This window comes from Neorhizobium sp. T25_13, assembly GCF_002968675.1.
Lineage (GTDB): Bacteria > Pseudomonadota > Alphaproteobacteria > Rhizobiales > Rhizobiaceae > Neorhizobium > Neorhizobium tomejilense.
The window spans coordinates 544,819-557,847 of sequence record NZ_PVBI01000003.1 but is presented as its reverse complement, the minus strand read 5'-3'; the positions used below and the strand labels follow the sequence as shown (position 1 = coordinate 557,847).

Below are 13,029 nucleotides of genomic sequence, written 5' to 3'. Positions count from 1 at the left end.
CCCAAGGTCCCTTATGCTTGTTCCAGTTCGAGCATGATCGTCGCCAGCGGCGGCAGCGTGACTTCGGCCTGAACGGTTCCTCCCGCGTTCACAGCCTGAACGCGACCGCCATTGCCTTTGCCGCTACCGCCGTAGATCTCGGCGTCGGTATTCAAGATTTCCCGCCATCTGCCTTCGATTGGCAAGGGGATGCGGAAATTTTCACGGTAGACGGGCGTAAAATTGCTGATCACCGCCACCGGCTTTTCTCCCGGCGACATGCGCAGCCAGGCGTAGACGGAGTTTTCCGCGTCGTCGGCGATCAGCCACTGGAAACCATCGCCCTCGCAGTCGCGCGCATGTAGCGCGGGTTTGGAGCGGTAACAGAAGTTGAGATCGCGGACCAAGCGGCGCATGCCCTCGTGCGGATGGTACTGGAGCAGGTTCCAATCGAGCGAGCGGGTTTCGCTCCATTCGCTCCACTGGGCAAATTCCTGGCCCATGAACAGCAGCTTCTTGCCGGGATAACCCCACATGAAACCGTAATAGGCCCGCAGGTTCGCGAATTTCTGCCAGTCGTCGCCGGCCATCTTGGCAATCAGCGAGCCTTTGCCGTGCACCACTTCGTCGTGGGACAGAGGCAGGACGAAGTTTTCGGAATAGGCGTAGATGAGACCGAAGGTGAGTTCGTTGTGGTGGTGTTTGCGGTGGATCGGTTCGCGCTGCATGTAGCTCAGCGTGTCGTGCATCCAGCCCATGTTCCACTTGAAGCCGAAGCCGAGGCCCCCTTCGTGGACAGGATGCGAGACCTTTGGCCAGGAGGTCGATTCCTCGGCGATCGTCATCACGCCCGGATGGGCGTTATAGGAAAGCGAGTTCATCTTCTGCAGGAAGCGCACCGCCTCGAGGTTCTCGCGCCCGCCATATTCGTTCGGCACCCATTCGCCCTCTTTGCGCGAATAGTCGAGATAGAGCATGGAGGCGACGGCATCGACCCGCAGGCCGTCGAGATGGAATTTTTCCGACCAGTAAAGGGCATTGTTGACGAGGTAGGAAAGCACTTCCAGCCGGCCGAAATTGTAGATCGCGGTGTTCCAGTCCGGGTGGAAACCCTGGCGCGGATCGGCATGTTCGTAGAGTGCCGTACCGTCGAAGAAACGCAGGCCGTGGGCATCGGTCGGGAAATGCGCCGGCACCCAATCGAGGATGACGCCGATGCCGACCTTGTGGCAGCCGTTGACGAAACGGGCAAACCCTTCCGGCTCGCCGAAGCGGGCGGTTGGGGCGAAAAGCCCGGTCGTCTGGTAGCCCCAGGACGGATCGAAGGGATGTTCGGTGATCGGCAGGAATTCGATATGGGTGAAGCCCATGTCGGTGCAATAGGGGATCAGTTCCGAGGCGAGCTCGTCCCAGGAGAGGAAGGAGCCGTCCGGCTTTTTGCGCCAGGAGCCGGCGTGTACCTCGTAGATCGAGATCGGCTGGCGGCGGTGGTCCGCCTTTTCCCAGAATTCCCGGTGGGCGGCATCGTCCCATGCCTGGGAGAGTTCCGGTGCGGTAACCGAGGCGGTGTCGGGGCGGAGCTCCGCCCGCCGGGCGTAAGGATCGGCCTTCAGCGGCAGGAGCTTGCCGTTCTTGCCGACGATCTCGAACTTGTAGGCGGCGCCCGGCCTGATGTCGGGGGCGAAGATTTCCCAGATGCCGGTATCCACCCGCAGCCGCATGACGTGCCGCCGGCCGTCCCAGCCGTTGAAATCGCCGACGACGGAAACGCGCTTGGCGTTCGGCGCCCAGACGGCGAAGTGGAAACCTTCGACGCCCTCGTGTTTCAGGGCATGAGCGCCCATCTTGTCGAACAGGCGCAGATGGGAGCCCTCGCGGACGAAATAGTCGTCCATCGGGCCGAGCACCGGGCCGAACGTATAGGGGTCGGTGACCGCCCATTCGTCATCGCCGCGGCGGGCGCGGTAGCGAATGGGCTGCAGGTGGGTGGCGTTAACGAGGCCTTCGAAATATCCGGCATCGTGGCGGCGTGTCAGCTCGCCGAGTTCGGCGCCGCCGAGCGACAGTGCGGTGACGGCCTCGGCACCCGGAATGAAGCAACGGACCCTGAAACCATCCCCGAGCTTGTGAAGCCCGAGGACGGCAAAGGGATTGGTATGCCTGCCTTCCAAAATCGCCTCGATCTCGGATAACGGAATCTCCCCAGGGACTCTTCCGTCATCGACGCGCGGCGATTTTTTCATCAGGCTCTCCAGATTTCAGACGCATACTGACGAATAGTTCTGTCCGAGGAGAACCATCCCATCCGGGCGGTATTGCGAATTGTCTTCGAATACCAGGATTTAGGGTCGGACCAGATTTGGTCAACGTTACGCTGGGCTTCCGCGTAGGCGTCGAAATCGGCGGCGACCATGAACCAGTCATGATTGTAGATGCCGTCGATCAGGGCGGTGAAGCGCGAGCGGTCGTCGGGTGAAAAGACGCCGGTCGCGATCGCGTTGAGCGCCTGGGCGAGTTCGCGCGACTTCTCGATGATGGCGCGCGGCTGATGGCCGCCTTCGCGGACCTTGGCGACCTCGTCGGCGGTCATGCCGAAGATGACGATATTCTCCTCGCCGACATGGTCGCGCATCTCGACGTTCGCACCGTCGAGCGTGCCGATGGTCAGCGCGCCATTCAGCGCGAACTTCATGTTGCCGGTGCCGGAGGCTTCCATGCCGGCGGTCGAAATCTGCTCGGAGAGATCGGCGGCCGGAACGATGATCTCGGCGAGCGAGACGTTGTAGTTCGGCACGAAGACGACCTTGAGCAGGCCGCGGACGGCCGGGTCGTTGTTGATGACGCGCGCCACGTCATTGGCGAGCTTGATGATCAGCTTGGCGTTGTGATAGCTCGGCGCCGCCTTGCCGGCGAACAGTTTTACGCGCGGCACCCAGTCCATTTCGGGATGCGAGCGGATCTGGTCGTAGAGGGCGACTGCCTCGATGATGTTGAGCAGCTGGCGCTTGTATTCGTGGATGCGCTTGATCTGGATGTCGAACATCGCCGACGGATCGATGCGGATGCCCATGCGGCTGCCGACGAGGTTGGCGAGCTGCACCTTGTTGGCCCGCTTCACGGCGGCGAACTTCTCCTGGAAGGAGCTGTCGTCGGCATGGGCGTTAAGCCCCTGCAAGGCGTCCGTATTGTCGAGGAACTCGTCGCCGATCGCTTCCTGGATCAGCGAGGTGAGGCCCTGGTTGCACTGCATCAGCCAGCGGCGCGGGGTGATGCCGTTGGTCTTGTTGTTGATGCGGGCCGGATACATCGTGTGCAGGTCGGCGAACACCGTGACCTTCATCAGGTCCGTATGCAGGGCCGAGACGCCGTTGACCGAATGCGAGCCGACAAAGGCGAGGTTGCCCATGCGGACGCGACGGTCGCCGCTTTCGTCGATCAGCGAGATCGAGCGGATTTGGGTGTCGGAGAAGCTCTTCTGCTTGCGTGCCTCGATCAGGATCAGGGCGTTGATCGCATAGACGATCTGCATGTGACGCGGCAGAAGGCGCTCGAACAGCGGTACGGGCCAGGTTTCCAGCGCTTCCGGCAGCAGCGTGTGGTTGGTGTAGGAGAAGGTCTGGCGGGTGACCGACCAGGCCTGCTCGAAATCCATGCCGTGGATGTCGGTCAGGAGGCGCATCAGCTCGGCGATCGACACGGCCGGGTGGGTGTCGTTGAGCTGGATCGCGACCTTCTCGTGCAGGTTCGTGAAATCCGGATATTGCTGCAGGTGGCGGCGCAGGATGTCCTGAAGCGAGGCCGACGAGAAGAAGAATTCCTGGCGCAGGCGCAGTTCCTGGCCGGCCGGGTTGGCGTCGGCCGGATAAAGGACGCGGGTCAGGCTTTCGGCCTTGTTGCTTTCGCGCAGGGCGCCGATGTGGTCGCCGGCGTTGAAGGCATCCAGCAGGATCGGGTCGATCGGCTGGGCCGACCAGAGGCGCAGCGTGTTGACGCGCTTTCCGCGCCAGCCGACGGCCGGCGTGTCGTAGGCCATGGCGATGACGCGTTCGGCCGGCTTCCAGACGTAGCGTGGCGTCTCGTCGTAACCGCCGACGGTTTCGACCGTGCCGCCGTAACCGATTTCGTAGGAGCTTTCGCGACGTTCGAATTCCCAGGGGTTGCCGTGGGCAAGCCAGCTTTCCGGAAGCTCGACCTGCCAGCCGTCGGCCATCTGCTGGCGGAACAGGCCGTGGACGTAGCGGATGCCGTAACCGTAGGCCGGAATGTCGACGGTCGCCATGCTCTCCATGAAACAGGCAGCAAGTCGGCCGAGACCGCCATTGCCGAGTGCGGCATCCGGTTCCAGAACCGCAATCACGTCAATATCGACACCGAGCGAAGACAGCGCGTCGCGGATTTCCTGCATCAGCCCCATGTTGCTGACGGCATCGCGCATCAGGCGGCCGATCAGGAATTCGAGCGACAGGTAATAGACGCGCTTGCCGCCGGTCCGATAGACTTTGCGGGTCGATTCCATCCATGTGTCGATGATGCGGTCGCGCACCACCAGGATGGTGGCGGTCAGCCAGTCGTGGGGCTTCGCCACCTTGGCGTCCTTGCCGATACGGTAGGTCAGGCGCTCGATGATCTCTTCCGCCATGATTTCGGGACGGGAGCTGCGGGGGGCCGGCTGAGGAATTTCGACCGGAGAAGACGTGTTGTTCATATGTCGCCAACTTTCTGGGGGAGCGGGAGGAAGGGCGTCCGATTCAGTCCATCTGGCAAGATGTATAAGGACAGTTTATGCACCGTTATGACACTGCGCAATGACCGATTTATCTTTGCGTGTATCGCTCGGACAAGGGCAACGAAAAACGCCCCGCCGGTGAGGGCGGGGCGTTTTTGCAGCCTTTCTGAAAGGCAAGTTCAGTTGGTCAGGCGAGTGCCGGTCTGGGCAGCCTTGCGGGCGATTTCGCCGAAGGTTTGCACCAGCGTCGTCATGTTGGTCGGCTCGTAATAATAGCCGGGGCCGCTGGAGCAGTAGTTCAGCAGCTTCTTGCCCCTGTCCGGTGCCATGAAGGCGATCGTGTAGATCTTGATGCCCTTTGACATTTCCTCTTCCGTGAGCTGCTGCCCGTTCTTCAGCTTCAGCTTTGCGGCATCCGTCAGGCCGTCGCTTTTCGCGTTCAGGCAGATGTCGCGGACTCTGGCGTCGATCGTCGAATTCCAGGTCCCGCTGTAGCCGGTCATCTCGCCATCCGTCATGAAGACGATGTAGCGATCGAAATTGGTGTTGCCCTTGCCGTCATGGGCGGTCTTTTCGGTGGCGTTGGCATTTTTCAGCGCATTGAACGCATTGGTCAGCGCGCCGCTGGCGTCGGTGCCGCCATCCGGCACGGCAGGCAGCTTCTTGACATAGCTATCCACCGGGGTAGTGCCCCACTGGATGCTCTGCTGGGCCTTCGTCTGGTCGTCGTAGGAATCGGCGCCGACACGGATCAGTTCGTGGTTCGGATCGGCCTTTTCAAGTTCGGCGAACATGACGCCGCCAGCGGCCTTGAGTGACTCCATCTTCGTTATGTAGTTCGGCACAGTTCCCATATGCCAGCCGTAGCAAGTCTTCGAACTATTCTTGTTACCGCATTCGTATGGTCCATCGACCCAATCGGTCTTCGTCGGCGTGACGGAGTTCACGGTAGTCGTGTCCCAGGCCATCGAGCCGGATTCGTCGAGCGCCAGGTACATGGAAAGGGCGTTGCCTTCGCGGCCGCTCGCGGCGACGCTTTCGACGCTGACGCGCACGGTCGGGAAACCGAGGAACGAGGTCAGGCCGCTGAGCGGCACGTCGTAGCTCGACTTCATGCGGACCTCGTAGCTGGCAGCCGTCGTGGAGCTGCCCGAGGAGGTTGCCAATGTCTGGGTGTTCGCTCTGAGCTTGGCCTCTTCCGCAGCCAGCGCCTCGGCGGAAAGGCCGGAATTCTTGAGCTCCTCCATCTTCTGGGCGATGTACATATCGGCGCCAAGCTTCTGGGCTTCCGCGGTCGTCATGGTGCCCTTGGCGGCCATGGCGGACGCCGCAGCGAGAGTGGCGCTGTCTGCCAGCGCCTGGAGCTGGTTCTTTTGATCCATCGCCTCTGTCAGATCGACCGCGACGCCGCCAACCGCCAGCAGGACGGGAAGCAGCGCAGCCGTCATGATACCGAAATTACCGGAGCGGTCCTTTGCCAGCCGCGCAAAAAATGTGTGCTTCATCATAGCCCCCAGATCCGTTCAATTCATTTGAACATCCCTGGTGTATTCCCGGCGGGTATAGGAAGGCCTAAACCATTCGTTGCAATTTTACGGAATGTTAAGAATCAGCGCCAAAACGGGGCGGGATTTCAGGATTTCAGCGGAATGACGTCCACCGCCTGCACGGCGTTCTGATTTCCATAACCCTTGAGCATGCCGATGACCGGGGCGACGTCGGAATAGTCGCGGCCGTATCCGACGACGATATGGTCGCTGCCGGCGGGAATGTTGTTGGTCGGATCGAGTTCGACATACCCCATGGTCTCGCCGCACCAGACCCGCACCCAGGCATGCATGGCGTCGGCGCCTTCGAGGCGCTCCTTGCCCGGCGGCGGAATGGTGCGCAGAAAGCCGCTGACATAACCGGCCGGAATGCCGAGGCTGCGGAGCGCCACGATCATGATATGGGTGAAATCCTGGCAGACGCCACGCTTCAGCCGGAAAGCCTCCTTCGGCGTCGTATCGACCTCGGTCGCCTTGGCGTCGTAGGTGAAGTCCTTGTGAATGCGGGCGCAGATGCCAAGCGCGATTTCCAGCACCGTCTGGCCCGGCTTGACCATCTCGCGGGCATAGGCGGCGATCAGCGGCTCTTCGGCAAGGCGCGGGCTTGCGCCGGTCAGGTGATGCGGGGAGGCGGCATCGACCGACCAGAAATCCGCCAGTTCATCGGCGAGCGTCGCCAGTTCCGGCGATAGGTCCGCCGTCATCGAATTAGTTTCCACCAGGACGCGGGCCTGCATGCGGATGTCGAGCTTTTCGTGCGGCGCACGCAGCAGCACGGATGTCGCCTGCTGGCCGAAGAAATCGATGAAGGTGGTGCGCTCATCGGCATGCGGACCGACGGTGATCGAGCCGGCGATCAGCCGCTGCCGGTCGGGCAGGGACAGCGGCAGCAGGCGGATCACATGGCGGGCGCCGGAGGCCGGCACGTCGTAGGTATAACCCATATGGAGGGAGAGGTCGTAAAGCATCAGCTGAAATAAGTCTGGCCGAGGATATCGGACAGCTTCTCCATCTCCAGTTCGATCTTCTCATAGGTATCGTCGTTCATGCCCTCCGGGGTCATCACCGCAAGTCCGGAATGCAGCCGCATCGCCTCGCGGTAGAAGGGCGACATCTGACCGTTGACGAAGGCGTTCGGCAATTGCTCCACCTCGGTGCGGATTTCGTTCAGCTGGAACAGGATCGAGCGCGGGTTCAGGGGATCGAGCGCCAGGAGGTCGGCGACCGTCAGCCTTGCAGTGGCGACGTTGTAGCGGCGTCGGTGGGTCATGACGCTGTCGCCGATCTCGAGCAGCATGTCGAGCGAGCCATCCGGCGCGTCGGGGCCAGACATGTGGCCGAGCAGCCGGGTCATGTGCATGCCGCGCTCCAGGTGGCGACCGATCGACAGGAAACGCCAGCCGGTGAAACGGTACATGTTTTCATGCACCAGACCGGCAAACCCCGCGAGCTTGCGCAGGAGCACGGTCATCGCATGCGAGGCGTCGTCGCCCGCATGCACGGTGTCGTGGAAGCGGCGGGCGGTCTTGGCAAGGTCGGTCAGCGCCAGCCAGCCGTCCGGCGAGAAACGGTCGCGAATGTTGCTCGCCGAATAGATGGCGCTGTCGATGTTGCGCAGAAGCGATGCCGGCACCGCCTTGGTCATCTCGACATCGATGCCCTTCAGGTAGCGGGTGACGTCGGCCAGAAGCGGTGCCTTCGGATCGGCAGACTCCGCATAGCGCAGGTGCCAGGCGCGCAGGATGCGCAGCGCGCCTTCGGCCCGCTCGATATACCGGCCGAGCCAGTAGAGATTGTCGGCCGCGCGGCTCGGCAGGCTGCCGGGCATGTTGCGGGTAAAACTTTCCTCGGGCGGCAGGAGCGTCGCCTTCGCGACCGGCTTGTCGCTGACGATCCAGACGTCGGCAGCCGCCCCGCCCGACTGCATGGCGATCGCCGCCACGTCGTCGCCGGCGCCTATGCGGGCAAAGCCGCCCGGCATGATCTGCCAGCCGTGTTCGGTGCGGGCGGCAAAGACGCGCAGCGACATCGGCCGCGGAGTGAGCTTGCCGTTGACGTAGGCGGGGGTGGTCGAAAGCGTCACGACCTCCTGGCCGACCAGCTTGGCGCCTTCGGTCGCAAGCCAGTCGCCGACCGTGTCCCTCGCCGTCTTGCGCAGCGACGAGCCGAGCACCGATTGACCGTTGTCGTCGAAGAAAGGCAGCCGCGAATAGGCCGGCCCGATGACCATGCGCTCGATGTTCTTTGCGACGTGCTCGCGTTCCTTTTTCTGCCCGCACCACCAGGTGGCGATCGAGGGCATGATCAGGTCCTCGCCGATCAGCCGCCGACAGACGGTCGGGGCGAATGCCAGCAGCGCGCGGGTCTCGAGAATGCCGGAGCCGAGCGCGTTGACGAAGGTGAGTGCGCCGGAGCGCAGCGCCTGCACCATGCCGGGGGTGCCGATATGGGAGTGCTGGTTGAGCTCGAGCGGATCGGCATAAGCCGCGTCGAGGCGGCGCCAGAGTACGCCCACGGGCTTGAGGCCAGCCACGGTGCGGACCATGACGCGGTCGTTGACGACGGTAAGGTCTTCGCCTTCGAGAAGCATGAAGCCGAGATAGCGGGCGATATAGGCGTGCTCGAAATAGGTCTCGTTGGCAGGCCCCGGCGACAGGACCGCGATGCGGTCCTCCGGGTTCTGCTTGTGGGATTGCAGCGCATCGCGGAAGGCGCCGAAGAAGGAGGCGAGGCGGTGGACATGCGATTCGGCATAGATGTCCGAAAAGGCGCGGGTGGTGGCGACGCGGTTTTCGAGCGCGAAACCGGCGCCGGACGGCGCCTGGGTGCGGTCGGCAAGCACCCACCAGTTACCGTCCGGTCCGCGGCCGATCTCGAACGAGCAGAAATGCAGGTAATGGCCGCCGACCGGCTTGACGCCCACCAGCGGGCGGAGGAATTCGGCGTTTCCGGCAATCAGCGCCGGCGGCAGGAAACCCTCCTGCACCAGCTTGTTGTCGCCGTAGATATCGGCAATCAGCGCTTCCAGAAGATCGGCGCGCTGGGTCAGGCCCTTGCAGACGGTCTCCCATTCCTTGCCGTCGATGAGGACCGGCACGTGGCTGATCGGCCAGTTGCGCTCGCCGCTGCCCTGGGCGCCGTAAGTGCGGTAAAAGACGCCCGCATCCCGCAGATAACGGTCGGCACGGGCGAAACGCTCGCGGCGCTCGTGCTCGGTCATTCGGCCGAGATGGGAGAGCAGGTTGCGCCAGACCGGCCGGATCTGACCGTTCGCATCGAGCATCTCGTCGGCAACGCCGGGCAATGCGGCATAACCGAGAAGGGGATCGCCAGCGATCCCCCCTTTTGCCTTGCGTTCGGTTGCCGGTGCCTTGGACATCGACTTTTTCAGACTCCTTGCGGCCGGCGCAGATCGAGCGTCAGCGGAAATTCGGGCGAAGGCGTTTCGGCCAGAAGCGTATAGCCGCCCGCCGTATGCCCCCACGGCTCGAACCGGGCGAGGCGGCGTGCTTCCGCCTCGTTGCCGTTGACCGGGAAGGTGTCATAACTACGCCCGCCCGGATGGGCAACGTGATAGATGCAGCCCCCGATCGAACGGCCGGACCATGTATCATATATGTCGAACGTGAGCGGCGTGTTAACCGGCAGGACCGGGTGCAGGCCGGCGGATGGCTGCCAGGCCTTGAAACGGACGCCGGCGACGGAGACGCCGGAGGTGCCGGTGCCTTTCAGCGGCACGGCACGGCCGTTGCAGGCGACGGTATAGCGGGACGGATTGGTGGTTTCGAGCCGGACCTGGAGGCGTTCCACCGACGAATCGACGTAACGTACGGTGCCGCCGATCGCGCCCTGCTCGCCCATCACGTGCCAGGGTTCGAGCGCCTGGCGCAGTTCGAGCTTGGAGCCCTCGTATTCGACCTCGCCGAAGAAGGGAAAGCGGAATTCGAGCTGGGCCTCGAACCATTCGGGACGCAGGTCGAAGCCGTTTTCGCGAAGGTCCTGGAGGACGTCCATGAAATCCGCCCAGACGTATTGCGGCAGCATGAAGCGGTCGGCGAGCGCCGTGCCCCAGCGCACGAACCGGCCCTGAAGCGGGTTTTTCCAGAAGCGGGCGATCAGTGCCCGGACCAGCAATTGCTGGGCAAGCGACATGCGCGCGTTCGGCGGCATCTCGAAGCCGCGGAACTCGACGAGGCCCAAGCGGCCGGTCGGGCCGTCCGGCGAGAACAGTTTGTCGATGCAGATTTCCGAACGATGGGTGTTGCCGGTGACGTCGGTCAGAAGGTTGCGGAACAGGCGGTCGACCAGCCACGGCAGCGGGGGAGCGCCCTGGCCGGGCACCGGCACCTGGGCAAGCGCGATTTCCAGCTCGTACATCGAATCATGGCGAGCCTCGTCGATGCGCGGCGCCTGGGAGGTGGGGCCGATGAACAGGCCGGAGAACAGGTAGGAGAGCGACGGATGGCGCTGCCAGTGGAGGACCAGGCTCTTCAACAGGTCGGGGCGGCGCAGGAAGGGGCTGTCGTTCGGATTGGCGCCGCCGACCACGACGTGGTTGCCGCCGCCGGTGCCGGTGTGGCGGCCGTCGATCATGAACTTGTCGGCGCCGAGGCGGCTCTGGCGGGCTTCCTCGTATATGGCGGTGGTGATCGACACGGTCTCCTTCCAGCTGGCAGCCGGATGGATGTTGACCTCGATGACGCCGGGATCCGGCGCGACGCGGATGACGTTGATGCGCTCGTCATGCGGCGGGGCATAACCTTCGATATGGATGGGAAGGCCGATTGCGGTCGCAGCGTTTTCGGCAGCGGCGATCAGTTCGAGATAGTCCTCGATCTTTTCGACCGGCGGCATGAAGACGCAAAGCCTTCCGTCGCGCGGCTCGACGGAGATCGCGGTACGCACCGCACCGCCGATCTCGCCGAGGGTCTGTTCGACGCGACCGGGATTGGCGGCGTCGCCTGCCTTGAAGGAGGATTCCGGCATGGCGCGGCCGGCCGGGACGATCGCCTCTGGCAGCGGCTGGCGCGGTATCGAGGGGTCGGCCTCATGGATATAGGGAAACTGCGACGGCGGCACATAGGGCAGGGTGCCCAATGGCAGGCGGTAACCGACCGGGCTGTCGCCGGGCACGAGGAAGATCTTGCCGCGGCGGGTGCTCCATTTCTCGCTGACCCAGCGCTTTCCGCCGGAGCTTCCCCTGGCTTGGGCATTCCAGGCCTGGACGGGCAGAACATAACCGCTCGGCCGCGTCAGTCCGCGTTCGAAAACCCGGGCGATGCGGTTGCGTTCTTCCGGATCCTTGAGCTTCGAATTGGAGGGGTCGACGTTTTCCGGCAGGCTGCCTTCGCGGATGATCCACTCTGCAGGGTCTTCGTAGGCCGGGACCACCATGTCGGGCGCGATGGCGAGTTCGGTGGCGAGCGCCGTCAGGAGTTTCTCCGCATCGTCGTCGCCGACGCCGTAGCTCTGGCCTTCCTCCGCCACCAGGTCGGGATTGCTCCAGATCGGCCGTCCGTCCTTGCGCCAGTAGAGCGAGAAGGTCCAGCGCGGCAAGGTCTCGCCGGGATACCACTTGCCTTGGCCGTAATGCAGGAAACCGCCGGGCGCGAAACGTTCGCGCAGCTTGCGGATCAGGATATCGGCCTTTTCGCGCTTGGTGGGGCCGACGGCATCGGTGTTCCATTCGCCCGATTCGAAATCGTCGATCGATACGAAGGTCGGCTCGCCGCCCATGGTCAGGCGCACGTCCTGCGCCTTCAGCACGCGGTCGACCTGGTCGCCGAGCTTGTCGAGCGCCTCCCAGGATTCGTCCGAAAACGGCTTGGTGATGCGCGGATGTTCGGCGACGCGATTGACCTTCATGTCGAAGGCGAAGGAGGTTTCCGCTTCGCCGAAATAACCGCCGGATATCGGGGCGGCGTTGCGGAAATGCGGCGTCGCGGCAAGCGGGATATGGCTTTCGCCGGTCAGAAGTCCGGAGGTCGGGTCGAGGCCGACCCAGCCGGCGCCGGGGAGGTAGACTTCGCACCAGGCGTGCAGGTCGGTGAAATCGACCTCGGTGCCGGAGGGGCCGTCGAGTGCCTTGAGGTCCGGCGTCAGCTGGATCAGGTAACCGGAGACGAAACGCGCGGCGAGGCCGAGATGGCGCAGGATCTGGACGAGCAGCCAGCTGGTGTCGCGGCAGGAGCCCATGGCCGAGGTCAGCGTCTGCTCTGGCGTCTGCACGCCTGGCTCCATGCGGATGACGTAGCCGATCGCCTGCTGCAGGCGGGCATTGATGCCGACGATCATGTCGACCGTCGGCTGCTCCGGGGACATGTCGAAGGTTTTCATATAGTCGGCCAGCGCCGGTTCCGGCGGCTCCGGCACCATGTAGATCGACAGGTCCTCGACCAGTTCCGGCGGATAGCTGAACGGCCATTTCATCGCTTCCTCTTCGACGAAGAAGTCGAAGGGATTGTAGACCGTCATGTCGGCGACGAGATCGACCTCGATCTTGAACTCGGTGACCGGGTCCGGAAAGACGAAGCGGGCGAGGTAGTTGCCGTAGGGATCCTGCTGCAGGTTCACGAAGTGATTGGAGGGCGTCACCTTCAGCGAATGGCTGAGCACCTTGGTGCGCGAATGGGCAGCCGGTTTGAGGCGGATGATCTGCGGTCCGAGACGGACGGGCTTGTCGTACATGTAATGGGTAAGGTGGTAGACACTTGCCTTGATCGACATAGTTCCCCTTGCCGGCCGCTTTACCGGGCCGATCGATGATCGTTGCAAGGA

At 63.3% G+C, this 13,029-nt stretch carries 6 protein-coding genes; all 6 read right to left on the bottom strand.

Annotated features, from left to right (window positions below; all coding sequences use genetic code 11):
- Window positions 1-11 precede the first annotated feature (11 nt).
- The 6 genes from glgB to C5J22_RS09780 all read right to left on the bottom strand — a co-directional run bounded on the left by glgB (window position 12) and on the right by C5J22_RS09780 (window position 12,978).
- The gene (gene glgB / locus C5J22_RS09805; protein ID WP_105438054.1) at window positions 12-2,222 is read right to left on the bottom strand and encodes a 1,4-alpha-glucan branching protein GlgB; all 2,211 of its coding nucleotides are present in this window, start codon (window positions 2,220-2,222) and stop codon (window positions 12-14) included.
- Window positions 2,222-4,684: a glycogen/starch/alpha-glucan phosphorylase gene (locus C5J22_RS09800; RefSeq protein ID WP_105438053.1), complete on the bottom strand. Its 2,463-nt coding sequence runs from the start codon at window positions 4,682-4,684 to the stop codon at window positions 2,222-2,224. Before C5J22_RS09800 ends, glgB begins: the two co-directional genes overlap by 1 nt.
- Window positions 4,685-4,884: 200 nt before the next feature.
- Window positions 4,885-6,210 carry a TadE/TadG family type IV pilus assembly protein gene (locus C5J22_RS09795; protein WP_172746579.1) on the bottom strand — a complete coding sequence of 442 codons (1,326 nt, stop codon included), beginning with the start codon at window positions 6,208-6,210 and terminating at the stop codon, window positions 4,885-4,887.
- Window positions 6,211-6,338: 128 nt separating this feature from the next.
- Window positions 6,339-7,220 carry a transglutaminase family protein gene (locus C5J22_RS09790; protein WP_105438051.1) on the bottom strand — a complete coding sequence of 294 codons (882 nt, stop codon included), beginning with the start codon at window positions 7,218-7,220 and terminating at the stop codon, window positions 6,339-6,341.
- Window positions 7,220-9,631 carry a circularly permuted type 2 ATP-grasp protein gene (locus C5J22_RS09785; RefSeq protein WP_105438050.1) on the bottom strand — a complete coding sequence of 804 codons (2,412 nt, stop codon included), beginning with the start codon at window positions 9,629-9,631 and terminating at the stop codon, window positions 7,220-7,222. The genes C5J22_RS09790 and C5J22_RS09785 overlap by 1 nt, the downstream gene beginning before the upstream one ends.
- Window positions 9,632-9,639: 8 nt before the next feature.
- Window positions 9,640-12,978 (bottom strand): DUF2126 domain-containing protein, encoded by a 3,339-nt coding sequence (locus tag C5J22_RS09780; protein ID WP_105438049.1) that lies wholly within the window; start codon window positions 12,976-12,978, stop codon window positions 9,640-9,642.
- Window positions 12,979-13,029 lie beyond the last annotated feature (51 nt).

Excerpts from the sequence above, each read along its gene's own strand:
- C5J22_RS09780 (WP_105438049.1), bottom strand. The coding sequence starts at position 12,978 with ATGTCGATCAAGGCAAGTGTCTACCACCTTACCCATTACATGTACGAC.
- glgB (WP_105438054.1), bottom strand. The coding sequence starts at position 2,222 with ATGAAAAAATCGCCGCGCGTCGATGACGGAAGAGTCCCTGGGGAGATT.
- C5J22_RS09785 (WP_105438050.1), bottom strand. The coding sequence starts at position 9,631 with ATGTCCAAGGCACCGGCAACCGAACGCAAGGCAAAAGGGGGGATCGCT.
- C5J22_RS09800 (WP_105438053.1), bottom strand. The coding sequence starts at position 4,684 with ATGAACAACACGTCTTCTCCGGTCGAAATTCCTCAGCCGGCCCCCCGC.
- C5J22_RS09795 (WP_172746579.1), bottom strand. The coding sequence starts at position 6,210 with ATGAAGCACACATTTTTTGCGCGGCTGGCAAAGGACCGCTCCGGTAAT.
- C5J22_RS09790 (WP_105438051.1), bottom strand. The coding sequence starts at position 7,220 with ATGCTTTACGACCTCTCCCTCCATATGGGTTATACCTACGACGTGCCG.